Source organism: Brevibacterium sp. UCMA 11754 (genome assembly GCF_021532275.1).
Classification (GTDB): Bacteria; Actinomycetota; Actinomycetes; order Actinomycetales; family Brevibacteriaceae; genus Brevibacterium.
Genome location: NZ_JACBOT010000021.1, coordinates 310,563 through 334,971, shown reverse-complemented (window position 1 = coordinate 334,971; position 24,409 = coordinate 310,563). Strand labels below are relative to the sequence as shown.

Genomic DNA, 24,409 nt, shown 5'->3' with positions numbered 1-24,409 from the left:
GGAAAGAACATGCCAAACCGTAAAGTAATTCTTAACCAGGAAGTTGATGGTCTGGGAGCCGCCGGCGACATCGTCGAGGTTCGCGCCGGATACGCACGTAACCTGCTGCTGCCCCGTGGCTGGGCATCCGCATGGTCCGCCGGTGCAGAGAAGCATGTCCTTGCTCTCCGCAAGACCCGTCAGGCCAAGCAGATCGCCGACCACGATGAGGCAGTCAAGGTCAAGGCTCAGCTGGAATCCTCCAGCGCTCGCATCGAGCTCAAGTCCGGCAAGAACGGCCGCCTCTTCGGCGCCGTGACCCCGGCACTTGTGGCCGAGGCGCTGCACACCGCAACCGGACACGACTTCGATCGTCGTCAGGTTGCACTGCCTGCTCACGTCAAGACCTCCGGCAGCTACACCGCTACCGTGCGCGTCAACGACGAGATCACCGCGAACGCCAAGTTCGAGGTCGTCGGCAAGGCCTGATGCTTCCGCAGCGAGTCTGGCTGGCCGGTGGTCAGTTCGACTCGTAGTCGAAAGCAGAGCATAACGTCGAGGGGACACTTTATAGAGTGTCCCCTCGACGTTTTTGTATGCTCTCGACGAGTGGGGTGCGAGGTGAGGCGACGAGTGGGGCGCGAAGTGAGGTAGACGTCGGTGAGACTTCAGAACAGAATGCGTTCGGGTGGCGGGAACTCTGTGTAGATCTCATCATCGGTCGGCGCCAACTCGAGATAGCTGGGGCTGTCGTCGTCGATGAACAGCAGCAACATGCACCCGTCGACCGTCGCGTCGAGAATGATGCGGTTCGCGAAGTCTCCCTGCCCACCAGTGTCATCTCTGGCCGCGTCATCGACGCGATTCACCGGGCGCATCCCGATCGACGGGCAGGAACCACAGTCGCAGGGGTTGGTCACGACCGCCTCGGCGAGGCTAGACTCCCAGGTCACACGCTGCGCCGGTGTGATCAGAGCCGGAGGGTCCCAGGCTTCCTGCTGCACTCTGGTGAACGTCGCGCGGTCCTCCTCATCCGGTGAGGGGTGGGCGTGACGGATCATCGTCAGCGCGACCTCATGTTCCCGGGGCGTCAGTGGCCAGCACATGGCGTCAGGATACCAAGGCAGGCCCTCCGAGTGCAGGCCTTCTGAGGGCAGGGCGCGATGACGGGGAATCATCCTGGGAAGCTGGGAAGCCGGTCGCCGGAGTCAGCCGCGCCCTGCCGTCTGAATCAGCGTTGTCCGTAGTGCCTGCGGACGAAGAACAGGCCGATGAGGGAGAGCACGGCGACTCCCATGTAGTAGACGCTCGGCGAGTTCAGTGAACCGGTGATATCGAGCAGCCACGTGAGCACCAAGGGAGCGATGCCACCGAGGAGCGTCACACCGATGTTGTAGGCCGTGGACAGCCCAGTGCCCCTGATCTCGGCGGGGAACAGCACCGAGAGCATGCCCGGCAGCGGCGCGAAGTAGAACGCCATGATCACACCGAGCACGGCGATGACGAAGATGAACGCGGGCACGCTGCGCTGGGTGACGATGAGCTGGAACAGCGGCCACGCGAGTACCAGGGCCGCGATCGCTGCATAGGTCATGATCCGCGCGGGACCGACGCGATCGGCAAGACGACCGACCAGCGGTGATCCGATCAGGCAGATCAGACCAGCCAGAATGCCGCCGAGGTAGGCCGCCGTCGGTGAGATGCCCAGGTTGGACATTGCGAAGGTCGGCATGAAGAGGATCATGTACACGGAGATCGTGGCGACACCGACCGACGCGGAGGCGGCGAGGATGCGACCCCAGTGGTTGGCGAAGAGCGTGCGCAGGGGCGACTTCGCCGGAGGCCTCGACGTGAACTCCTCGGTCTCGTCGAGCTTGGAGCGAATGTAAAGTCCGACGGGTCCGACGAGGAGACCGATGAGGAACGGCACCCTCCACCCCCACGAATGGAGCGCTTCATCGGAGAGATAGGTATTGAGGGCGAATCCGAAGGCCGAGGCCAATGCCATCGACGCGCCCTGGCTGGCGATCTGCCAGGAGGCGTAGTACATCTTCCGGTGCGGAGCGGTCTCCACGAGGAAGGTCGTCGCCGTGCCGAACTCGCCGCCGGCGGAGAATCCCTGCAGCAGGCGGGAAGTCAGGATGATGAGCGCGCCCCAGATTCCGATCTGCGAATAGGTCGGGGCAATCGCCATGAGCAGCGTGCCGAGCATCATGAGGAACAGTGTCAGAGTCAGCGCCGGCTTACGTCCGCGCCGATCGGCGAACCGGCCCAGGACCAGACCACCGATGGGGCGGACCAGGTAGGAGATCGCGAACGTGGCGAACGTGAGGATGAGGGAGAAGACCGGATCACCCTCAGGGTAGAAGATCTCCGAGATCACGACGGCGAACGACGCGAAGACGATGATGTCGAACCATTCGAGGGCCGCACCGATCGAGCTGGAGATGACGGCCTTGCGTGCGGCAAGGAGACGTTCCGGAGTAGCCTCGAGCACGGGCTCTTGCTGCGGATTTGCGGTGGAGGAGCTCATGGTGTCTGCTTTCCTGCTGCGTTGAGGCCGGCCTCTGCGCTGAGATCGGTGATGAGATTGCCGATGAACGCTTCGCAGGCGGCGATCTGCTCGAGTTCGACGAACTCATCGGGCGCGTGTGCCTGGGCGATGTCCCCGGGGCCGCAGACGACAGTGGGGATGCCCGCATTGGAGAACAGTCCCGCTTCGGTGCCGTAGGTGACCTTGTCGTCGCTGACCTCTCCGCCCCACTGACCAGCGAGGGAGACGATGTCGGCCTCGGTCGGCGTTTCGCAGCCGGGGGCGGCTGCCTCAACGGTGAAGTCGACTCGGGCGCTGTCGTTGCCCGCACGCATCATGCGTTCGAGACGGGCCGCCTCGGCGCGGAATCGTTCAACCAGGGCCTCACAGTCGACGGCTCCCAGGGATCGGAATTCGAACTGCACGCTCGCCTCGGCTGGGATCGTGTTGACGGCGATGCCGCCGCTGATCGTATTCGCCGTCACCGTGGTGAAGGGCACGACGTAGTTCTCATCGAAAGGTCCCTCGGTGCGGAATTCGGCGGCGACCGCATGGACGAAGGTGACGAACTCGGCGGCGTAGGCAATCGAGTTCACACCTTCCGGGGTCAGCGAGGAATGGGCCGCGACGCCGTGGAAGTCGACGCGGAAGACGTTCATCGACTTGTGTCCGCGCACGACCCGCATGCTCGAGGGCTCACCGACGATGCAGCCGCGAGGGGCCAGACCCGCCTCGGCGATCTTGTCCACGAGGTCGATCGCGCCCACACAGCCGACCTCTTCGTCATAGGAGAAGGCGAGGTGGATGGGCTCCTTGAGCTTCGCGGCTGCCAGCTCGGGCAGTTTGGCGAGGATGACGCCGATGAAGGATTTCATGTCTGCGCTGCCGCGCGCGTAGAGCTTGCCGTCCCTGACCTGCGGGGTGAAGGGATCGCTCGACCAGTCCTGACCGTCGACAGGTACGACATCGGTGTGCCCGGACAGGACGATGCCTCCGCTGGTGGAACCGTCGGCGGCCGGCAGAGTGGCCAGCAGATTCGCCTTGGTGCCTTCGGCGTTGGGCACAAGCTGAGATTCGAAGTCCGCGGCCTTGAGGCGTTCGACGACGTGATCGATGAGTGGGAGATTCGTGTCCCGGCTCGTGGTGTCGAAGGTGATGAGATCGGTGATCTCGGAAATGGTGGCCTCGGCCGGTAGTGCGGACACGGCTGCTCCTGACTGTACGGGGATGAACCGTCTGGTCAGCCTGAAGCGGAACCTGGTCGGATCCCTCCCGTGCGGGACAGCGGTGACCAGACCCCGACACACTACGTCCGAAATGTTGGTGAGACTGTTAGGTCTCGTCAATTGAGACTACTGCCTCACTCCTCGTCGGTAGCTGGGTACGTGACCGTTCCGTCCTTGGCGACGGTGGCTCCCGCGCTGAGTTCGGCCGCAGTGGTCTGGTTCTTGCCCATGATGTGGGTGACTGGGAAGTCGTGGGCGAGCAGGTTATCGGCGATGATGCGCCGATGGCAGCGCCACCACACGGCCTCCGAGCACGTCAGCACACTGCGTCTGTTCGCGCCCCACTCAAGCAGCCGGTCGAAATCGTCGCGGAACTCCTCCGTCAGGGCATGATCGGCATAGTTGTGGAAACTGCGGTTCTTCCACCACCCATTGACCTCGAACCCGATGTCATGGTTCACGGGTCGCCTGCCGGTCAGCCCTTCGAGCCGACGCAGCTCCACCCCCGACTCGGCAAGGTCATCGAAGAGAGTATCCGCGTTGAACTGGGGGTTCCTCTTCGATCCGGGCAATTTGCGGACATCGACAACCACCTCAGCGGAATTCTCGGTCAGGAGGTCGATGAACTCCGAGAGGGAATGATTCGAATGGCCGATGGTGAGGAACCGCGAGCTGCTCACTCCTTGTCGATCCGGTGGAGAGCCGTGCCCTTGTGGGCGGCGATGTGGTCGGTCTTGTCGCTCTTGATTTCGTACTGCGGCTCATCCTTCGAAGCGCGACGATTGTGGCCCTTGTATTCGAAGTCTGTGGTGTGGACCTTTGTGATCGTGCCTGAGACTTCGCCGGCCTCCGAGTTCCACCCCACGTGATCGCCGACGGCAAAGTTCTCCGCCATGTCATCCTTCTCAATTCGTCGAATGTTGTCTCTCCCATACAAACACGATGAGGCCATCGGCAACAGGGCGGACCGCTCTTGCGGCCTCAGTTGCGGTTTCATGTACGGTTTCAGAAACTGGGGCCGTGACGGAGGAAGCGGGGCCGTGACGGAGGAAGCGGGGCCGTGATACAGGTTCCCAGCCTCGGCACAGCCTGCCGATGACCATCTTGGGCGGGGACTTCGCTAAAGTCGATGACAGATGACAAGGGGGAACGATGTCGATCGAAAAAGCACCGTCCGTGCCGCGCTTCGGCGGTCCGAGCGAACTGACGCCGGAAGATCAGGAGCGGGGACGGGGTCTGCGCAAGATGCGCACACTGGCACTGTCGCTGCTCATCCTCGCCACCATCATCTTCCTTATCACCCACATCTTCACCGACAACACCGGGGTCTGGGGCTTCGTCTCGCGCGCGTCCGAGGCCGCGATGATCGGTGCGATCGCCGACTGGTTCGCCGTCACCGCACTCTTCCGCCACCCGCTCGGTCTGCCGATCCCGCACACCGCGATCATTCCGCGCAAGAAGGACACCCTGGGCGCGAGCCTGTCCGCATTCGTCGCCGCGAACTTCCTCCACGCCGAGGCGGTGTCGACGAAGATCCGGTCCGCTCAGGTTTCCCATCGTGCCGGTGAGTGGTTGAGCAGATCCGCCAACCGTGACCTCGTGGTCGACCGCGCGGCCGGTGGGCTCGAATATGTGCTGGCTCGCATCGACGACGAATCCGTCGTGGCTCTGACCAAGAACGTCATCATTCCGCGCCTGGTCGCGACCCGCAAGACCCCGGTGCTGGCGCAGCTGCTGCGCCAGATCGTCCTCGACGGTGCGCACCACAAACTTGTCGACCTCATCGTCGCCGAGGCGTACTCCTGGTTGAGCGACAATCCGCAGGTCATCGATGAGATCGTCCACAATCGGGCACCGTCCTGGGTCCCCGATTTCGTCAACGAGCAGCTGTCGAACCGGCTGCAGCGAGAGGTGCTCGGTTGGGTCGCCGACGTCCGCGACAACGAATACCACAAGGCCCGTCAGGCCCTCGACGCCTGGCTCGTCGACCTCTCCGACGACCTCAATGGGGAGACTCCGCTGTCGGAGAAGGCAGAGGTCATCATCAACGACCTGCTCAGCCAGTCAGGGGTCGTCGACTCCGTGCTCGAGATCTGGAGCAGCCTTAAGCAGCTCCTGCGCCAAGCCATCATCGACCCCAATGGCGAGGTGCGCGGACGCATCTCGGAACTCATCGGAGAGTTCGCCCAGCGGCTGCAGGCTGACTCGAAGTTCGCCGCCAAGATCGATGACAGGATCGCCACCACGGCCGGAGACCTGGCCGAGAGCTTCGGCCCCGAGATCGCCAGCGTCATCTCCGACACGATCGAACGCTGGGACGCGAAGGAAGCCGCCGAGCGTATCGAGCTCTACGTCGGCCGGGATCTGCAGTACATCCGTATCAACGGAACCGTGATCGGAGCCCTGGTCGGACTTCTCATCCACACGATCATCGTGCTGCTGCCCGGGTGAGGGCGATCATGCTGTCGCGACCGTGGAAATCGCCGTTGCCCGCAGCAGCCAGGCGATCAGCTCGAGGTTGAGTCCACGGGTGTGCACAGCGCCGGAAGAAGGCTTGTCACCTGAGCTCTGATCCACTCGACCGTGCCCGCTCGATCGGCAAGGAAATCCCGCAGCGCGCTTTCGAAGATGCCATCGAACATGGTGTAGGCGGCACGCGATTCGATCATCGGTCGACTCTCGCTCAACTCCGCGTATCGGGTCACCACCCGCCAGATCATGTCCTCGAGTCCACGATCGATGTCGTACACATCGACGCGAAGCGCCTCCTGAAACATGCTCTGCGATCGCAGATCGTACCAGAGACGGTGCATCGACGGCTCTTCCGACAGCGTCTGCACGAGCTTGTCAGCGAATCCGGTGAGCAGTCCATCCGCTGTGGTGGACTCTGACACGGCCGAGTCATAACGGTGCATGCACTGGGTCTTGTAGTGCTTGACGCAGAAGATGATGAGTTCGGTCTTATCGCGGAAATAGTAATGAACCACGCCGTGGCTGAATTCAGAGTTCGCCGCGATATCGCGCAGGCTCGTTCGCGCATAGCCGAGCTGGCCGAGGGTCCGCAAGGCGGATTCTGCGAGCTTGATCCGACGTTCGTCGTAGCTGCCCGTGCTCCTCCTGCTGCGGGCAGACTTCTGCTCAGTCTGAGTGCTTGCCACGCTTCCATGCTAGCTGGTGACCGAACCTGGATCAATGGTTTGGACAATTGGTCTTGACACTTGTCAAGAATGAATGTGACGCTGGTCGCACCAGTTAAATCACAGGCAAAGGAGCCGAAAATGTCAACATACGATCTGACCGGGCGCAGGGCTTTGGTCACAGGTGGCGCACAGGGCCTTGGTGAGTCATACGCTCGTGCACTCTCCGCTGCAGGGGCCACGGTGGCGATCGCCGACCTGCAGGACCGCGGCGCCGAGGTTGCCTCGGAACTGGGTGAGGGCAACCACTTCGTCAAACTCGATGTCACAGACGATGCGTCGTGGCAGGCCGCGATCGACTCAACGGTCGGTGCACTCGGAGGATTGGACATTGTCATCAACAATGCCGGTCTGGAGATCACCAGTCTGATCACCGATATCGATCCTGCTGACGCCAAGAAGATGCTCGACGTCAATGTTCTCGGTACGGTCCTGGGCCTCAAACACGGAATGCGTGCTATGCGACCGGGTGGGCCCGCAGAAGGCGGCGGAACGATCATCAACGTCGCCTCTGTGGCGGCGACCATCGCCTTTCCCGGAATCTCCGTCTATTCCGCGACCAAGTCAGCGATCGATCGCTTGACAAGAGTGGCCGCAATGGAGAGCGGAAAACTGGGATACGGGGTCCGCGTGAACTGCATCTTCCCTGGTCTGGTCCCCAATGCGATGGGAGCCGGGTTGGCCAACGATGTCTCCGAGCTGGGTCTTTTCGAGTCACCGGAAGCTGCCGTCGGTGCAGTCGTCGATCTGACTCCCTCGGGTCGCTTGGGCGAGGAGGAAGACATTACGGATGCCTTGATGTTCCTGGCCTCGGATGAATCACGATTCGTCAACGGAGCCGCCCTGCAGGTCGATGGGGGAATGGGCATGTGACCCGTAATTACGCTTCCAACCATTTGAGATCTGCATGCCCATACCCATGTGCACCTGAACGCCATTCACGAGTAGGAGAAAATTATGCCTGAGCAGAACAAGCCCGTCGTCGTATACGGAGCCAGCGGATATACGGGCCGCATCATCTGCGAATACCTTCGTCAGTACGGTGTGCCTTTCGTGGCAGCCGGCCGCAACGAGGACCGTGTTCGGGAGTCGATGCAGTCCAACGTCCCTGGGATCGAGACCGCCGATTATGAGGTCCGAGCCGTCGATCACACCGTCGAGGCACTTACCGAGCTCTTCAGCGGAGCCAGCGTTGTGCTCAACACGGTGGGTCCCTTCACCAAGTACAGTCCCACCGTCGTCGAGGCGGCACTGGCCGCAGGAGCTCATTACACGGATACCTCCGGTGAGCAGGATTGGCTGCTCACCTGTGAGACGCAGTTCGGAGAGAAATACGCCGCCAAGGGGCTGCTCCTCTCACCTGGTCTCGCTCAGATGTACACAATCGGCGAGATCGCAGCGAACCTGTGTCTTGAGAAACCTGGACTCGACACCTTGGACATCGCCGTGTTCTGGGGTGGAAGCCCGACGATCGCCTCGACGCAGACGATCCTCGTCAATGCCGCGACCTCGAAGGCGTACTACCTCGAACGCAATGCGTACACCGAATTCGATCCGAATGAGGGGCTGGTTCCACTTGTCGTTCCCGGCCAGCACGAACTGGCGCAGTCCCTGCCCTGGGGCGGAACCAGCCACCCGGTCTGGTTCAAGAACGACCCTCGCGTTGCCAATGTGAAGGCTCAAGGTGGCGTGTTCAATACGCCCTTGATGCGGGGTGTTCCGGTCATTGTGGCCAATGCGCTCGAACAGACCAAGGACATGTCAGATGAAGACCGCGACAAGGTGCTCATCGAGACTGCTGCCCAGGTGATGAGCGAGATGCCGCCGAGGGAGAACCCGTTGGTGAACAAGTCACTCGACTCGGTCCACGCCAGTGGACCTCTGGGACGGGCACATTGTGTCATCCACGGAAACAGCAATTATCAGCAGACCGGACTGCTGCAGGCCTACTTCGCCTACCACCTGACCCAGCAGGCACCTCGGCGGGTGGGGTTCGCCTCCGGATGCCAGGCACTTGGCCATCAGGAGCTGCTGGGCGTCCTGCGGGAGTTCGGGCTGGTTGCCAAGCCCGTGCTGACCGTACAGGACTGAGATTCAGAACCGAAGACACAGGATTGAAGGAACGACGATCATGAGACTTTTCGACTATCTCGACAAGGGTGCTTCCATCGACCCGAAGGCACCATGCTTGACGACCGATGGCGACACCCTGAGCTACGCACAGGTGCAGGCCACCTCGCGTGAGATCGCTGCCGGACTCGCAGCCAGGCGGGTCAAGCCGGGAGACAAGGTCGCCATCATCTCAGGCAATGATCCGACAGCTTTCACCTGTGTCTTCGGAATCAGCCGGATCGGAGCCGTCTGGTGTCCGATCAACCCTCGCAACGAAGCTCAGGAGAATCGGGAGTTGCTGGAGCTCTCTGACTGCAAGGTCGTGATCTTCGCGAATGCCTACACGGAACTCGTCGACCGTATTCGAAGCGATCTGCCCATGGTCCATACCTGGGTATGCCTGGATGCCGAGCCCGGAGGGGTGCTCAGCTGGGGAGCGTTCCTCGAAGCTGGCGGGGACCGGCAAGCTTCGGGCGCACCTGTGGGCGATCTGGCGATGGTCGTCGGCACCGGGGGCACGACCGGACGGCCCAAGGGGGTGATGTTATCGAATCAAAATCTCGAAACGATGACCGCGCTCACCTTGATGTCCTATCCGTTCAGGAAGAAGCCCGTGTACCTGGCGATGGCACCGCTGACACACGCTGCCGGGGTCCTTTGCTTTCCGATCCTCTCCCTCGGCGGTGAGATAGTCATCATGCGCGGTGCCGACGTCGGGCAGTTCCTGATCAATGTCGAAGAGCATGGGGTGACTCACTCGTTCCTGCCCCCGACGATCGTATACATGATCCTCGCCGAGGCGGGGCTGGAGACCACCGATCTCAGTTCTCTCGAGTGCCTGTGGTACGGGGCTGCGCCCATGTCGCCTGTGCGTTTGGAGGAGGCGATCGAGAGGATCGGCCCGGTCATGGCGCAGCTGTTCGGGCAGACGGAGGCACCCATGATGATTTCGACCTTGGCACCGGAGGATCATTTCCTGCCTGACGGAACATTGGCTAAGAACCGCCTGAGTTCGGCGGGCAGACCTTCCCCTCTGTGTACGGTGGAGGTGATGTCTTCCGACGGCGAGATCCTCCCCAGAGGAGAACGCGGCGAGATCGTCGTGCGCGGATCTCTCGTCATGGAGGGCTACTACAAGAATCCTGAGGCGACCGAGGAGGCGACGCGATTCGGCTGGCATCACACCGGCGACATCGGCTACCTCGACGAGGAGAATCTCCTCTACGTCGTCGATCGAGCCAAGGACATGATCATCACCGGAGGTTTCAACGTCTATTCCACCGAGGTGGAACAGGCACTGCTCTCCCATCCTGATGTGCAGGACTGCGCTGTCATCGGGCTTCCGGACGAGCATTGGGGTGAGATGGTCACCGCTGTCGTCCAACTTCGCCGAGGCGGTGAGGTGACCATGGATGAACTGCGGGTCCATGTGAAAGGACTGGTCGGAAGCATCAAAACACCGAAACGCATCGATGCTTGGAACGATCTGCCCCGATCCAAGGTAGGCAAGGTCCTCAAGGTCGAAATCCGTGACGAGCTTCTCAAAAGCGAAACTGCCGTTTCGAGTTCCTGAACCGCGCGGAGCACTGCGTTCTCGTGGAGGATCACACGGCGCGCACGGGCTGGTCCGCGAGCTGGTCAGCGATGCTGCGGGGCTCCCGTCCGAGAAGGCGAGACAGCGTGTGGTCGGGTTGAGCGAAGTGGTTGCTTCGCGTTGCTTGGAACATTGCCAAAGTGAAGCGTGCTGCCGACTCGGGTACCCCGTCGACAATCTCACCAGCAACCCATTCCTCGTCATCGACAACGATACGTTCGACGGGGCGGCCCGACAGTTCGGAAGCCTGTGCAGCGAAGTCGGTGAGAGTCACCGGAGAAGCCGGAGTGAGATTGACTGGGCCCTCGAACGCCTCAGCGCTGGTGAGGATCGTCGCGGCCGCTTCGCCGGCGTCGCGTCGGTCGACCCATGCGAAGGGGCCATCGGCCGGCTTGGCGATCGTGCCCGTTGCCTGCCATGGTCCGAGGAGCTGCTCGAGGTGACCATAAAAGCCGTTGCGCAGAGCCGTCCATGCCACGCCAGACTCGGCGAGGTACTGCTCCGCAGCAGCGTTGATTGCCAGCGGGGGATAGGGCGTATTGAAGCCTGTTCCGTGAGCGCTGGTGTAGAGGATCCGTTTGGCCCCGGCCTCGACTGCGGCGTCGATGGCGGTCCTGTGCTGAGAGTTGACGTCCGCGGTGACGTCGCTCGATGAGACCAGCAGCACCTGCTCGGCATCGGCGAACGAATCGCGGAGCGCGGCCGGCTCGTCGTAGCTTCCTTGTCTGACGCGGACTCCTCTGTCAGCCAGATGCTGCGCGCGTTTAGGATCGCGGACGCTGACGCCGATGTCACTCGGCGGAATCCGGTTGAGGAGATGTTCCACAGTTAATCCGTTGAGAGCGCCCGTTGCTCCGGTCACGATGATCATTACGGCGACCTTTCGCTGAAGCCGGTCCGAGACCGGTGCTGATGGAGGCACCCCTTTCAAGTTGACTGGAATGGTCAACTTAGTGCCGACATCCATCCTGCGGTAAAGTGACCAATAGAGTCAAGTTATGGAGAGAACAGGGAAGAGCTGAGGGTGGCTGATAGGAATTCTGGGCCGATGTTGCGCACTGATGCCCGCCGTAATGTCGAGAGGATCCGCGCTGCCGCAATCGAGGTGTTTCGCGTCGAGGGACTTTCGGCACCGCTGGAGAACGTCGCCGGTTCCGCCCAGGTGAGCAAGGCGACGATCTTCAACAGGTTCGGCGGGCGGATCGGACTGATCGATTCCGTCATCGACGAGGTCGTCGCGACTAAGCTGAAGTCCGTTATTGATGACGCCCGCTCGGTTCCCGGTATCAGTGAGCGGATTCGATTCTACGTCAGTGCCATCCGAGATCTTCAGTTCCGAATACCAGCGGTCAATGACGTGCTCTTGCAGACGTTTCCTGCCTCGGGCCCACTCATGGAACTCTGTCACCTCGGGGGAAGCTTCCACGAGGAGCTTGTGCAGGATGGGCATGCGGCCAACGCTCTGGCCGAAGGAGTCACCCCGGAGGACTTTCAAGCGATGGCCGTCGACAACTCACTCGCACTCAAGTACGGGGTTCGCCCTTCCAGAGCGGCCTACGATCGGCGAACCGGATTTGTTCTCGACGGAATCTGCCGCTCACTTCAGAGCTGAGGCCCCTCGCCCTCTTCCTGGTGGATGAGCTGGATGAGGTTGCCGACCGTGTCGTCGAGAACCGCCGTGGTGACCGGGCCCATGGTCGTCGGTTCCTGAGTGAAGGTCACGCCGAGCGCGGTGAGTCGATCGTATTCTGCTTGGACGTCGTCGACGGAGAACTGGTTGATGGGGATTCCGTCTGCCTTCAGCGCAGAAGTGAAGTCGTTCGCGGCGGGGTGTCCCTTGGGTTCGAGGACGACTTCCACGCCATCGGGATCCTCTGGTGAGACGACTGTCAGCCAGCGGAAGTCCTCGCCGACCGGCACATCGACCTTTGGAATGAAGCCGAGCCGATCCGTGTAGAACTTCAGAGCACGAGCCTGATCGTCGACCGGAATGCTGATCCACTGTGCCTTCATGATGACTCCTCAGTAGTAGACGTGTCTTGGTTCGTCCTCGTCGCGAGTCCACCCAGAGCGGTTCACGCGAAGTGGTTCATTGGAAGCGGAGCTATCGGGCGTCCGCTGCGCATTCACAATAGGCGGCTGATCGCCGATTGGTCTATCGGCGGGTCCGGCCCCGTGCCAATCACCAAGTGATTCGCCGGATCTGCAATCCCCCTCCCAAGTGTCGGGTTTTCCTCGCCGAGGTGGTGGGAGGTCTTCATGGTCGGGCAAGTCCGATTGCGAAAATATAGAGACATGACAAACACACAGCTTCCCGCAATCATCACATCAACGAACGTGACCAAGCACTACAACCAGACCTATGCGCTCGCCGGAGTCGACCTCACCATCGGCCTCGGCGAATCTTTGGCCATCATGGGGCCCTCCGGTTCCGGAAAGACGACCCTCCTGCACTGCTTGGCCGGCATCATCCGTCCTGATGAGGGAAATATCCGCCTCCTGCCCACCGACCGCAGCGCTGCCGCCGAGATCACGTCACTGAAGGAGAAGGGCCGCACTGCACTGCGCCGCGAGGTCTTCGGCTTTGTCTTCCAGCAGGGTCTGCTCCTGCCCGAACTCACCGCTCTTGACAATGTCGCGCTCGCCGCCATGCTCTCAGGCTTGAAGCGCACCGATGCAACCGAACATGCCCGCGCGTGGCTCCAGCGCCTGGGACTGGCCGAGCACCTGAACAAACGCATCGGACAACTCTCCGGCGGGCAGGCTCAGCGCGTGGCCATCGCCCGCGCCCAGGTCACCCAGCCCGTGGTCACCTTCGCCGACGAGCCCACCGGCGCCCTGGACTCCTCCACCTCCAGCGAGGTGCTCTCCGAACTCCTGGCATCCACGACCGGACGGGGCTCCACTCTGGTCGTGGTCACCCACGATGAGACGGTGGCCGCTCGCTGCTCGCGCATCGTCCGCCTTGCAGACGGTCGGATCGTCTCCGACTCCGCGAACCAGCCTATGGGGAACGACCAGCTCGTGCAGACCAGCCAGTACGTTCAGAACAACCGGTGATGCCGACCATGAATATCCTTCCCGTCGTACTGACCAAGAAATCTTTCACCTCGACGACTTCAAAGCTCGTCGCCATCGCATTCTTCGCATGCTCGACGCTCTTCCTCACGGTCGCCGGCGGTGCCTGGGCGTTCAACGACCGACCCGATGTCTCCGGATACGCCGAGGTGGCCGACCTCTATCGCATGCTCGCGATCTTGGCCACGGTCTTCCTCATCGTTCCCGCGATCAGCTTGGGGGTCGCCTCGGCGAAGCTGAGTGCCCGGCGTCAGGATGAACGCCTGTCCACACTCTCACTGCTGGGCGCGAAGCCCGGCACCGTCCGGCTGCTGGCGGTCGCCGAACCCTTCATCCCCGCCTCGGCCGGCATCATCGCGGGGATCGTCGGCTACTTCCTGCTCGCCTACCCACTCAGCTTCCTCGTCTTCACCGGTGAGCCGTTAGGGTACTCCGCACTGATGATGCCGACGTGGCTGCTCGCCGCAGTCGTCATCGGACTGCTGTTCGTCTGCCTCATCTCCGCACTGCTCGGCCTGCGCAGAATCACGATTTCACCGTTGGGCGTGCGCACCAGGTCCTTGGCCAGGAAGTTCCCCATCGCTCGCATCATCGCCGTGATCGTGCTCGCGGTCGGAATGATCGGCGCCCTGGTCTTCTCCCTCAACCGGGACCAGCCGACGATGACCTATACGATTGCAAGCATCATCACGATCGGCATCGCGCTCCTGCTCATCAATGTCATCGGTGTCCTCGTCATGCGCATCCACGGCTGGTTCAGTCACCGGATCGCCCGCACACCCACGTCGATGATCGCTGCGTCGATGATCGCCGATGCACCGGCACAGTACTGGCGTCGCGTGGCAGGTCTGGCGATGATCACCTTCATCGCGGTCGTCGGTGGTGCCGGAACGGCGATGATGCGGGCGAATCAGGGCGATCTCACCGCTGAAGACAAGGCGATCATGGGCCCGTACCAGTACATGGCCGATGACATCTTCACCGGACTGACCCTCACCCTGGCTATCGCCTTCGTCTTCATTGTCATCTCCGCGACGATCAACCAGGCAGCAGACATCCTCGACCGGGCATCGACCTACCGTGAGCTGCACTCGGCGGGAATGACGCAGAAGATGATGCACCGAGTCACTGTCAACGCGGTCATGTCGCCCATCGTCCTCGTCACCCTCGTGTCCCTGGTGCTGGGCGGAATGCTGGCCGGACTCATGGCTTCGGCCAGTGATCTCGGCGATCCGCTGACCATTGGGGTCGTCGCAGCAGTGCTCGTCGGCGGCGTGGCGATGGTGTGGCTGGGGCTGCAGTTCACCCGACCGCTCGTGCGCAGCGTGACCGCTGCGAACGCTGCGGCCTGAGAGGGAGATCGACATGCCGATCGTTCTGCCCACAGCAACCCGCGTCGTTCCCCTCGTCCTGGGGCGCACGACGCTGACCTCGTCGAGTTCGCTGCTGGTGACGAGCGCGTTCTTCGCCTGTACCTCCCTGTTCCTCACCGTCGCCGCCGGAGCCTGGATGTTCTTCCAGACCCCACCCAGCCCGGACCCGGGTATGGCTGGCATGGACTTCATGTACAAGTTCCTTGCGAGCTTCGCGACCGTCCTGCTCGTGATTCCCGCGAGCACACTGGCGTCGGCCTCGGCGACGCTGTCCGCCCGGCGACAGGATGAGCGGCTGTCCACGATGTCGCTGCTCGGGGCGAGGCGCTCGTCCATCGTCACTCTCGCGGTGGCCGAACCGCTGGTGCCCGCGATCTGCGGAATCGTCCTCGGCGTCCTCGGCTACCTGGGACTGGCCTGGCCGGTGAGCCTGATCCACTTCATGGGACATCCCATCGGATACGCGAACATGCTCATGCCCGCGTGGTTGGTGGCCTCGGTGGTCGTGTTCCTCATCCTCGTGTGCATCGCGGCCTCGCTGATGGGCCTGCGCAGGGTCGCGATCTCACCGCTGGGTGTGCGCACCAAGTCACTCGAGCGGAAGTTTCCCCTCGGGCAGGTGATCCTGGCAGTCGTCGCGATTGTGCTCCTGCCGGTCGCCGTGTCGTTGACGCAGAGCGGCGGCCTCGGACTGGGCATCCTGATCGCGGCCATCATGGTCATGTTCATCCTCGGACTGATCGTCGTCGACCTCGTCGGCGGCCTGCTGATCAGGTGGTTTGCCCACCTGAGCGGGAATCGGGCGCAGACCCCGGAACGACTCATCGCCGCGCGGTTGGTCTCCGACGAACCCAAGCGGTTCTGGCGCAGAGTCTCCGGGTTGGCCATGACTGCGTTCGTCGCTGCCGTGGGCGGAACCGGCATCTCGCTCATGCAGCTCGGCCTCGACGCGGGGGACGAGCCGGGCACCCGGATGCACGACGCCGACCGGTTCCTCCTGCAGGACATCTTCACCGGAGTCATGCTGGTGATGGGAATCTCGATCCTGTTGATCGCTGTATCCGCGCTGATCAACCAGGTTGCCGACATCTACGATCGAGCCGACACGTTCCAAGATCTCTATGCCGCGGGAATGGATCCGGAGACCATGCACAAAGCCATGGTGAGAGCAGTTCTGGGGCCGGTCATCTGGGTGTCGCTGCTGGCAGGCGGGCTCGGTCTGCTTCTCGTTCTGCCTTTGGCCGGGGCAGCGCTCGTGCTCAAACCAATCACGTTCTCAACGATTCTCGCGTCAGTGGTCCTCGGTATCCTCATCATCAGATCGGGATTGCAGCTGGCGAAGCCGATCCTCGTGACCGTGGCGACCGCAGGCCGTTCACGGGATTGAGGAGGGGCTGTGAGCATGCCGGAGTGAGCGTGTACTCACACTCGGATATCCCCGCCGAGGTGGGTCTGCGGCTTCTCGATCCAGGTACAGTTGGAGGGCGTTGAAAGCGGGTGTCCGCCGGCAAGGTTCGAGGAAGAGGAAGACGATTGAGCAACAATCAGGGGTTTGACGGGATGAGGACCCCGCCGCAGGACGTCGAGGCCGAGCAGAGCGTCCTCGGTGCGATGCTTCTGTCCAAGGATGCGATCGCCGACTGCGTCGAATCCATGACCGGCGATGACTTCTACAAGCCTGCTCACGAGACTATCTATGAGGCCGTACTCGACCTGTATTCGCGCGGTGAGCCTGCGGATTCGGTGACGGTGGCCAACTACCTCACGAAGACCGGTGACCTCTCCCGAGTCGGTGGCGCAGCGTACCTGCATACGCTCATCTCCTCCGTTCCGACTGCCGCGAACGCCGGCTACTATGCCGCGATCGTGCGCGAGCAGGCCGTCCTGCGCCGCCTCGTCGAAGCCGGCACTCGCATCGTGCAGATGGGCTATGACGCGGAAGGGGACACCGATGAGGTCGTGAACTCGGCCCAGGCGGAGATCTACCAGGTCACCGAGCGTCACACCACAGAGGATTATGTGATCCTCTCCGACATCCTCAGCGATGTCGCTCAGGAGATCGAACGCAATGGCGACACCGATGGGCAGACCGCGGGTGTGCCGACCGGTTTCACCGAATTCGACCAGCTCACCAATGGTTTCCACCCGGGCACGATGATCGTCATCGCGGCTCGTCCCGGTGTCGGCAAGTCCACCCTGGCGCTGGACTTCATGCGGTCGGCGGCGATCCACCATGGCCAGGCCGCCGTCTTCTTCTCCTTGGAGATGGGCAAGAACGAACTCGTCATGCGTCTGCTGTCCGCGGAGTCGGAGATTCCCCTCCAGAACCTTCGCCGCGGTGAACTGTCCCCTCATGACTGGACGACCCTCGCCGCAACGGAATCGCGCATCAACGATGCCCCGCTGTTCGTCGACGATTCCCCGAACATGGCACTGACCGAGATCCGTGCGAAGTGCCGACGCCTGAAGCAGCAGCACGATCTCAAGATGGTCTGCGTCGACTACCTGCAGCTGATGAGCTCTGGCAAACGAGTCGAGTCGCGTCAGCAGGAGGTCTCCGAGTTCTCCCGTTCGCTCAAGCTCTTGGCCAAAGAGCTCGAGATCCCGGTCATCGCGCTTTCACAGCTCAACCGCGGCAGCGAGCAGAGGACTGACAAGCGGCCGATGATCTCGGACCTGCGTGAGTCCGGTTCGATCGAGCAGGACGCCGATATGGTGCTGCTCATCCACCGTGACGACATGTACGACAAGGAACACGAACGTGCCGGCGAGGCCGACATCATCGTCGCCAAGCACCGTGCGGGTCCGACAGCTGACATCTCTGTGGCCTTCCAGGGCGCGAAGTCCCGTTTCGTCAACATGCCGCAGTAGACTCTTCTGCACCAGCGGCTGCCGACTTGAGAGGTGCCGATGTCATGCGGAAACTGACCTTTGCGATGAATGTGAGCCTGGACGGCTACGTCGCCGCGCCTGAAGATGATCTTGGCTGGACCACGCCGAATGACGAGGTGTTCCAGTGGTGGTCCGATCGGGTGGGTGCGACTGAGCTGGCGCTGTACGGTCGGCGACTCTGGGAGGCGATGAGTTCTCACTGGCCGACGGCAGCCCAGCAGCCTGGGGCCACACCAGCAGAACTTGAGTATGCGCGCAGGTGGCTGGACATGCCGAAGGTGGTGTTCTCCTCGACGATCAGCGCGGTCGACTGGAACGCGCGGCTGTTCTCCGGCGATGCCGCTGCTGAGATCACTCGGCTCAAGTCAGACGGTGGTGGTCCCATGGACATCGTGGGCGCCACGCTTGCTTCCGCGGCCATGCGGGCCGGACTGATCGATGAGTACATTCTTGTCACCTACCCCGTCCTGGTGGGCGGTGGTACGCCGTTCTTCACACACCTGGACAGCTGGGTGAATGTGAATCTGGTGGGAACACAGTCGTTTCCCAACGGTGTTCTCCTGACTCGATACGAGACAAGGCGTTGAGTGTCCGAGTGCGCATCGGTGCACGGTAGCCTGACTTCCATGCTGATCAGACGGGAACGTTCCGGCGACATCGAAGCCATCCGCGCCGTGACTGCGGCCGCATTTCGCGGCGCAGAGCACAGCGCTCCACCGGTGGAGCCGGGCGGAGATCCTGGGGAAGCGACCCTGATCTCGTGGCTTCGAGACGACGCCGCGTGGATCCCCGAGTTCTCTCTCGTCGCCGTAGAAGACGACGTGATCATCGGGCACGTTCTGGCCACGCGTGCTCACATCGATTCCTCCCCAGCTCTTGGCATCGGACCGGTCAGTGTCCAACCCGGGCAGCAGGGAAGAGGTGTCGGTTCCGCCCTGATGCATGCGGTACTCGGTGCTGCAGATGCACGAGGTGAGACAGTTGTCGCCCTGCTCGGAGAGCCTGCCTATTACGCGCGCTTCGGTTTCGTCCCAGCCTCGGCGACTGCAGTCTGCTCACCGGAGTCCGAGTGGGGCGACTACTTCCAGATCCGCACACTCTCGGACTATGACGGTCAGGGCGGAACATTCCAATACGCAGGTCCCTTTGACCGATTCTGAACAGTACCGATTCTGAACAGTTGAGTCCGATCGTTCTGCGTGGGTGGTGAGCATTCATGCACAGACGTTGCGGCTCTTCGACCCATTTCGGAGTCCTCTCTGCCTAATATTGCAGATATGGACATGAAGCCGAACGACCTGCTTGTGCTGCTCACGGTGTCCCGATCAGCCAAGTTCACGACTGCGGCGGCGACGTTGGGGCTGAATCACACGACCATCTCGCGTCGCATCGCGGCTCTGGAGAAAGCCTTGGGCGGACGTGTCCTGTCTCGAGCGTCCGGCGGTTGGGAACTCACCGAATTGGGTGCAGAGGCAGTGCGGGTGGCGGAACAGGTGGAGGATGCGGTGCGCAGCCTCGGCGAACCAGGCCGTGCCCCCGACCCGATCACCGGAGTGGTCCGAATGACAGCCACGGACGGCTTCAGCGCCTACGTGGCGGCCCCGGCCGTGGCAAAACTGCGGAGTCGACATCCCGGACTCAGCGTGGAGATCGTGACCGTGACCCGCCAGGCTCTGCAGCAGCGATCCGGGTTGGATATCGAAGTCGTGGTGGGCGAGCCGCAGGTGCACCGCGCTGAAGCGTTCAAACTCGGCGACTACGAATTGGGCATGTATGCCTCAAAGGACTATCTGGCTGAACAGGGCACACCGGCAACGGTCGAGGAATTGGTTGAACATCGACTGGTCTACTTCGTAGACTCCATGCTCCAAGTCGACGACCTCGACGCCCCGCGTCGCCTGGTCCCCACGATGAAAGACGGATTGTCCTCGACCAATGTTTTCGTCCACGTGGAAGCCACACGCGCCAGTGCGGGGATCGGCTTCCTGCCCTGTTTCATGGGTGACCTGCATGCCGACCTGGTCCGACTCTTACCGGAGACCCTGTCGGAACGGCTTCCCTATTGGATGGTGCTGCGGCCCGACTCGATGCGCCGCCCCGCCGTTGCCGCCGTCGTCCAGGCCCTGCGGGATCAGACGGTTGCTCATGAAAAGGCTCTCCTGGGGCAGCGTGGCACTCAACCGGCGCCCTCACAGCTCCATGGTAAAGACGAGGTGGACCGGCGATGCGTGGCGCAGTGATCGATCGAGTCTCATGCCGACCTTCTCAGCCACCCGCTGGGAGGATCTGTTGTCCTGGTGGATGATCGAGACCAAACGAGACGCCAGCGCATGTGAACCGGCGTAGTCGCGACAGGCAATGGCCGCCTCTGTGGCATAGCCGAACTTCTGGGCTGAACTCTTCACGTGGTATCCGAGTTCCAGGCCGCGTGTATCATCGACCTTCTGCCAGGTAAGGCCGCAGTCTCCGATGAATTCGCCGGCATGCGTCTCTATGACCCAGAGCCCGTGACAGTATTCGGCATAGTTGCGCACGTTCCAATCGATCCACCCAGCGGCTTCAGTGCGATTCTTGGGGTGCGGGTAGTACTCCATGACCCGGGGGTCGCCGAGGAGGTCCGCCATTTCGTCGAGATCGTCCGTTGACATCTCACGGAATCTCAAGCGGGAAGTCGCGTTCGGTGGCATGGATTTCAGGGTACTCCACGCTCGCGACAGTAGGGTGGACGTAAGCGAGGAAGGAGATCAGATGAAGCGCACAATGCAGGTCAGCGACGCCATGATCATCGACGTCGACGCACTCACCCTGTGGGAGCAGGTGGCCGATCCGACGCAGATGCCGCGTTGGAGTCCGGAGAACATCGGCGCACACACGCCGGCAGACTCTCGGCCGCTGCAGGTCGGCGAAGTCTTCGAGGGAAGCAATCATCGGGGCCGGGCGGGGTGGGTCACCGAATGCGTCGTCACAGCCTCGGATCCGGGTGAACGGTTCGCCTTCAAGGTACGCAAGATCGGTGCCGGCTCACCGAAGCTCCGTGCCGGCATCGCCACCTGGATCTATGAGTTCGAGGACATCGACGGGCGCACACGAGTCACCGAGACCTGGAACGACGACCGCACAGCATGGCCCGACTGGTTCGCGGCGATCGTCGACCGTGTACTCACCAGCGGCAGACTCTTCGCAGACTTCCAGAGACTGAACATCCACGGGACGTTGACAGCGATGAAGGACGAGTTCTCGCTCGGGAAGAACTCCGAGGCGGCCTGAAAAGCACCATCACGAAGTCGAATGGATGCCATCGTGAGACGTCGGGGGAAGTCCTGGCGAGGGGTGCCTTGACAGGGTATCCCTCTCGGCTCGAGGCGAGTCTAGTCTTGATGACATGGACAACCGAGCAGAGGTACGCGAGTTCCTGATGTCGCGCCGGGCGAAGATCACGCCCGATCAAGTCGGGCTCCCGTCCTACGGCAACCGGAGGGTGCCCGGGCTGCGTCGCAGCGAGGTCGCCACTCTCGCCGGGTTGAGTGTGGAGTACTACTCGAAGCTCGAACGTGGAGCGATCTGCGGGGCATCGGCGTCCGTACTGGACGCGCTCGCCTCGGCACTGATGCTCAATGAGACGGAACGGGGCCACCTCGTCGACCTCGCACGGGCAGCTGACGGCATTCCCACCTCGGGCAGGCACCGGCGGCCGACTTCACCGGCCAAGCCGCCCCACGAAACATTGCACTGGGTGCTCGAGTCGATCAAGGATTCCGTCGCTTTCGTCCGCAATGATGTCCAGGACATCGTCGCCATCAACGAACTCGGCAGAGCGTTCTACTCCCCGGTCATCGGCGACGGTGGTCGCACCCCCAACCTCGCGCGATTCCAATTCCTCGACCCGGCTTCGCGGGACTTCTACCCGGACTGGGATATGTTCGCCCAGATGTGTGTGGCGATCATCCGCAATGCGGCCGGGAAGGATCCGCACCACCGCGGCATCCAGGATCTCGTCGGTGAGCTCTCCACCCAGAGCGAGACCTTCCGAGAACTGTGGGCCGCTCACGACGTGCGCACGCATGGCTCGGGCACGAAGCGCTTCAACCATCCGGAAGTCGGCGAACTGAACCTGGCCTACGAGGAGCTGAGCGTCACCGCCGAGGAGGGACTCGCCCTCTACATCTACACGGCCGAACCCGGTTCGGAGTCCCATCAGAAACTTCAACTGCTTGCCTCTTGGAACAAGACGCAGTTCGATTCTGCGCCTCCTGCAGGCGATGCATCGGCTGCCGAAAGGAAATGACTCATGTCGCACACGATCCTCCCCACCACTCCGACCGTGAAGAACCCTCCCGGACAGTCGATGGTCGTCGCCCGGGTCCGCTTCGCATCCGGTGGTCACACAGCCTGGCTCGAACACGTGGCCGACGAGGATTACCACCGCCCCTGACCCGGGCTGACAGTACCCAGCGCCGACATCGGCTCTGACACCACCACAATTCAACACCACCACAATTCAACACCACCACAATTCAAGGAGACACCTATGCGCGGAATCATCATGCACGGCCCCGGCGACGTTCGAGTCGAAGAACGAGTCGACCCTGAGATTCAGGAACCCACTGACGCGGTCATCAAGATCGTGGCTGCCTGTGTCTGCGGGTCCGACCTCTGGCCCTACCGCGGTGCCGACACCCCGGATCAGCAGCTCATGGGCCACGAATACGTCGGCATCGTCGAACAGATCGGAGACCAGGTCAACACGGTCAAACTCGGAGACTTCGTCGTCGGATCCTTCGTCATCTCCGACAACACCTGCCCGATCTGCACCGCCGGCTACCAGTCCAGGTGCGTGAACGGGGAATTCGTTGACGGCGGCATCGGCACTCAGGCCGAATACGCTCGTATTCCGCATGCCGACGGCACTCTCGTCGCCACACCCGGGCAGCCCGATGAGGACCTCATCCCATCGCTCCTGGCCGCCTCGGACGTGCTGGGCACCGGCTGGTTCGCAGCTGACGCTGCCGAGGTTGGACCCGGCAGATCTGTCGCCGTCATCGGCGACGGCGCAGTCGGCCTGATGGGGATCCTCGCCGCGAAGCAGATGGGCGCCGAGACGATCATCGCCATGAGCCGCCACAAGGACCGGCAGAAACTCGCACGTGAATTCGGCGCGACCCATATCGTCGAAGAACGCGGCGATGACGGTGTGGCCAAGGTCAAGGAGCTCACCGACGGACTCGGCACCGACAGCACCATCGAAGCTGTCGGCTCACAGGAATCGATGATGCAGGCGATCCGCTCCACACGTCCCGGAGGCCACGTGGGATATGTGGGCGTTTCGCACGATGTCGAACTGCCCGGCGGTGAACTCTTCTTCGGTCTTGTCCATCTGCATGGCGGCCCGGCTCCGGTGCGTCGATTCCTGCCCGAACTCATCGACCTCATCTGGAGCCGCACCATCGATCCTGGCAAGGTCTTCGACCAGACGATGACACTGGATCGGGCCGCCGAGGCATATGCCGCAATGGACAAGCGTGAGGCGATCAAAGTTCTGCTCAAACCCTGAGCATCATTCCCGCCGAAAATGCAGGAAAGCGAGAAACGCGAAAGGTTGGTCAGTGTGGAACTCAAAGATCTGGTCAAAGCACTCAATAACGGTGAGACAATCGTCGGCGATTCGCCCCTGCACGCGGTCATGCACCGCAGCAGCCAAGAGGCGCTGCGCATCACCGCCGAGCTCAACGGTTCGTATCACGAGCCAGACGAGGTTCGGCAGCTGCTGACTGCGCTGATTGGGAAACCAGTGGACAAGACAGTCACGATGTTCCCGCCGTTTCACACCGACTTCGGGAAGAATACGACGATAGGTCGACGGGTCTTCATCAATTCCGGATGCAGCTTCCAAGACCAGGGTGGAATCACCATCGGCGACGACAGCCTCATCGGCCACAACACGGTTCTGGCGACCCTCAACCACGACATCAACCCGGATCGTCGTGCCGACATGCACCCGGCACCCATCGTCATCGGGCGCAACGTCTGGATCGGTTCGAATGTGACCATTCTTCCCGGCGTGACCATCGGCGACAACGCCGTGGTTGCGGCGGCCTCGGTCGTGACCAAGGACGTGCGTGGAGGAACCGTCGTGGTCGGATCACCGGCACGCGTGGTGCGGTCGGCCACCGCCTGAGGCAGCCGCATTGATCTGGGCTCGGTTCAGGGCGTGAAGAGGTCTTCGATGGTGCAGTCGAAGGCGTCGGCGGAGATCGCGGCAGCAGTTCCGATCGATGTCGGCCCGGGCGAGGACTGTCGGGCCCTGACCGTTCTCGATGACAGTGACGAGGCCCGTCTTCGAGACGTGTTTGGACTCCAGACCGAGGTTTTTGAGCTCGGATTCGATTCGCTCAGAAGTCTTGTGCTCCTCGAGTTCGAGTGTGAAC

At 62.1% G+C, this 24,409-nt stretch carries 27 protein-coding genes; 18 read left to right on the top strand and 9 right to left on the bottom strand.

All coding sequences use genetic code 11. From position 1 onward, the window contains the following. Positions 1-9: 9 nt before the first annotated feature. The gene (gene rplI, locus HX613_RS10525; RefSeq protein ID WP_235345280.1) at positions 10-468 is read left to right on the top strand and encodes a 50S ribosomal protein L9; all 459 of its coding nucleotides are present in this window, start codon (positions 10-12) and stop codon (positions 466-468) included. A gap of 179 nt (positions 469-647) precedes the next feature. Here the strand turns inward: rplI and HX613_RS10520 are convergent, their stop codons facing one another. The 5 genes from HX613_RS10520 to HX613_RS10500 form a co-directional block, all read right to left on the bottom strand. Further along, positions 648-1,085 (bottom strand): hypothetical protein, encoded by a 438-nt coding sequence (locus HX613_RS10520; RefSeq protein ID WP_235345279.1) that lies wholly within the window; start codon positions 1,083-1,085, stop codon positions 648-650. 125 nt (positions 1,086-1,210) lie between these two features. Beyond that, entirely contained in the window at positions 1,211-2,512 is a 1,302-nt protein-coding gene (locus HX613_RS10515; protein WP_235345278.1) for an MFS transporter, read from the bottom strand. Beyond that, positions 2,509-3,717: an acetylornithine deacetylase gene (argE, locus tag HX613_RS10510; RefSeq protein WP_235345277.1), complete on the bottom strand. Its 1,209-nt coding sequence runs from the start codon at positions 3,715-3,717 to the stop codon at positions 2,509-2,511. Before argE ends, HX613_RS10515 begins: the two co-directional genes overlap by 4 nt. 155 nt (positions 3,718-3,872) lie before the next feature. After that, positions 3,873-4,418: a DUF488 domain-containing protein gene (locus HX613_RS10505; RefSeq protein ID WP_235345276.1), complete on the bottom strand. Its 546-nt coding sequence runs from the start codon at positions 4,416-4,418 to the stop codon at positions 3,873-3,875. Continuing rightward, entirely contained in the window at positions 4,415-4,633 is a 219-nt protein-coding gene (locus HX613_RS10500) for a DUF2945 domain-containing protein (RefSeq protein ID WP_235345275.1), read from the bottom strand. Before HX613_RS10500 ends, HX613_RS10505 begins: the two co-directional genes overlap by 4 nt. 257 nt (positions 4,634-4,890) lie before the next feature. Here HX613_RS10500 and HX613_RS10495 point away from each other — a divergent pair, with 257 nt between their 5' ends. Then, positions 4,891-6,189 (top strand): DUF445 domain-containing protein, encoded by a 1,299-nt coding sequence (locus HX613_RS10495; RefSeq protein WP_235345274.1) that lies wholly within the window; start codon positions 4,891-4,893, stop codon positions 6,187-6,189. 56 nt (positions 6,190-6,245) lie between these two features. Here HX613_RS10495 and HX613_RS10490 read toward each other — a convergent pair whose 3' ends face one another. Beyond that, the gene (locus HX613_RS10490) at positions 6,246-6,896 is read right to left on the bottom strand and encodes a TetR/AcrR family transcriptional regulator (protein ID WP_235345273.1); all 651 of its coding nucleotides are present in this window, start codon (positions 6,894-6,896) and stop codon (positions 6,246-6,248) included. 120 nt (positions 6,897-7,016) lie between these two features. Here HX613_RS10490 and HX613_RS10485 point away from each other — a divergent pair, with 120 nt between their 5' ends. From HX613_RS10485 to HX613_RS10475, 3 genes are all read left to right on the top strand, one after another. After that, on the top strand, positions 7,017-7,808 hold the full coding sequence (locus HX613_RS10485) for an SDR family NAD(P)-dependent oxidoreductase (protein ID WP_204235312.1): 792 nt from the start codon (positions 7,017-7,019) through the stop codon (positions 7,806-7,808). An 84-nt stretch (positions 7,809-7,892) separates the two neighbouring features. After that, positions 7,893-9,026: a DUF5938 domain-containing protein gene (locus HX613_RS10480; protein WP_235345272.1), complete on the top strand. Its 1,134-nt coding sequence runs from the start codon at positions 7,893-7,895 to the stop codon at positions 9,024-9,026. A 40-nt stretch (positions 9,027-9,066) separates the two neighbouring features. Then, entirely contained in the window at positions 9,067-10,620 is a 1,554-nt protein-coding gene (locus HX613_RS10475) for an AMP-binding protein (RefSeq protein ID WP_235345271.1), read from the top strand. Positions 10,621-10,651: 31 nt separating this feature from the next. On the opposite strand, the gene HX613_RS10470 is transcribed toward HX613_RS10475, so the two are convergent. After that, positions 10,652-11,512: an NmrA family NAD(P)-binding protein gene (locus HX613_RS10470; RefSeq protein ID WP_235345270.1), complete on the bottom strand. Its 861-nt coding sequence runs from the start codon at positions 11,510-11,512 to the stop codon at positions 10,652-10,654. 177 nt (positions 11,513-11,689) lie between these two features. Between HX613_RS10470 and HX613_RS10465 the strand changes: the two genes are divergently transcribed. Then, positions 11,690-12,253, top strand: a complete 564-nt coding sequence (locus HX613_RS10465) for a TetR/AcrR family transcriptional regulator (protein WP_235345269.1) — start codon at positions 11,690-11,692, stop codon at positions 12,251-12,253. Here HX613_RS10465 and HX613_RS10460 read toward each other — a convergent pair. Then, positions 12,244-12,654 (bottom strand): VOC family protein, encoded by a 411-nt coding sequence (locus tag HX613_RS10460; protein ID WP_204235307.1) that lies wholly within the window; start codon positions 12,652-12,654, stop codon positions 12,244-12,246. The genes HX613_RS10465 and HX613_RS10460 overlap by 10 nt on opposite strands. A 282-nt stretch (positions 12,655-12,936) precedes the next feature. Here HX613_RS10460 and HX613_RS10455 point away from each other — a divergent pair, with 282 nt between their 5' ends. From HX613_RS10455 to HX613_RS10425, 7 genes are all read left to right on the top strand, one after another. Then, complete coding sequence (locus tag HX613_RS10455) at positions 12,937-13,701, top strand: ABC transporter ATP-binding protein (protein WP_235345268.1); 765 nt, start codon at positions 12,937-12,939, stop codon at positions 13,699-13,701. An 8-nt stretch (positions 13,702-13,709) separates the two neighbouring features. Then, complete coding sequence (locus HX613_RS10450) at positions 13,710-15,071, top strand: FtsX-like permease family protein (protein ID WP_235345267.1); 1,362 nt, start codon at positions 13,710-13,712, stop codon at positions 15,069-15,071. A 13-nt stretch (positions 15,072-15,084) separates the two neighbouring features. Beyond that, on the top strand, positions 15,085-16,479 hold the full coding sequence (locus tag HX613_RS10445) for an FtsX-like permease family protein (RefSeq protein ID WP_235345266.1): 1,395 nt from the start codon (positions 15,085-15,087) through the stop codon (positions 16,477-16,479). Between the two features lie 173 nt (positions 16,480-16,652). Next, positions 16,653-17,963 carry a replicative DNA helicase gene (dnaB, locus tag HX613_RS10440; RefSeq protein ID WP_101618901.1) on the top strand — a complete coding sequence of 437 codons (1,311 nt, stop codon included), beginning with the start codon at positions 16,653-16,655 and terminating at the stop codon, positions 17,961-17,963. A gap of 44 nt (positions 17,964-18,007) precedes the next feature. Continuing rightward, the gene (locus tag HX613_RS10435; protein WP_235345265.1) at positions 18,008-18,571 is read left to right on the top strand and encodes a dihydrofolate reductase family protein; all 564 of its coding nucleotides are present in this window, start codon (positions 18,008-18,010) and stop codon (positions 18,569-18,571) included. A gap of 39 nt (positions 18,572-18,610) precedes the next feature. After that, positions 18,611-19,144, top strand: a complete 534-nt coding sequence (locus HX613_RS10430) for a GNAT family N-acetyltransferase (RefSeq protein WP_235345264.1) — start codon at positions 18,611-18,613, stop codon at positions 19,142-19,144. Between the two features lie 117 nt (positions 19,145-19,261). Then, the gene (locus HX613_RS10425; RefSeq protein ID WP_235345263.1) at positions 19,262-20,224 is read left to right on the top strand and encodes a LysR family transcriptional regulator; all 963 of its coding nucleotides are present in this window, start codon (positions 19,262-19,264) and stop codon (positions 20,222-20,224) included. Here the strand turns inward: HX613_RS10425 and HX613_RS10420 are convergent. Beyond that, positions 20,174-20,671 (bottom strand): GNAT family N-acetyltransferase, encoded by a 498-nt coding sequence (locus HX613_RS10420; RefSeq protein ID WP_268826749.1) that lies wholly within the window; start codon positions 20,669-20,671, stop codon positions 20,174-20,176. The two genes, HX613_RS10425 and HX613_RS10420, sit on opposite strands and share 51 nt — an antisense overlap. Before the next feature lie 61 nt (positions 20,672-20,732). Between HX613_RS10420 and HX613_RS10415 the strand changes: the two genes are divergently transcribed. The 5 genes from HX613_RS10415 to HX613_RS10395 all read left to right on the top strand — a co-directional run bounded on the left by HX613_RS10415 (position 20,733) and on the right by HX613_RS10395 (position 24,159). After that, the gene (locus HX613_RS10415) at positions 20,733-21,251 is read left to right on the top strand and encodes an SRPBCC family protein (RefSeq protein ID WP_235345261.1); all 519 of its coding nucleotides are present in this window, start codon (positions 20,733-20,735) and stop codon (positions 21,249-21,251) included. A 115-nt stretch (positions 21,252-21,366) separates the two neighbouring features. Continuing rightward, positions 21,367-22,269, top strand: coding sequence for a helix-turn-helix transcriptional regulator (locus tag HX613_RS10410; protein ID WP_235345260.1), 903 nt, complete (start codon positions 21,367-21,369; stop codon positions 22,267-22,269). A 3-nt stretch (positions 22,270-22,272) separates the two neighbouring features. Then, positions 22,273-22,416, top strand: coding sequence for a hypothetical protein (locus HX613_RS10405; RefSeq protein WP_235345259.1), 144 nt, complete (start codon positions 22,273-22,275; stop codon positions 22,414-22,416). Between the two features lie 96 nt (positions 22,417-22,512). After that, on the top strand, positions 22,513-23,535 hold the full coding sequence (locus tag HX613_RS10400) for a zinc-dependent alcohol dehydrogenase family protein (protein ID WP_235345258.1): 1,023 nt from the start codon (positions 22,513-22,515) through the stop codon (positions 23,533-23,535). A 54-nt stretch (positions 23,536-23,589) separates the two neighbouring features. Further along, entirely contained in the window at positions 23,590-24,159 is a 570-nt protein-coding gene (locus tag HX613_RS10395) for a DapH/DapD/GlmU-related protein (RefSeq protein WP_235345257.1), read from the top strand. Positions 24,160-24,409: the final 250 nt, after the last annotated feature.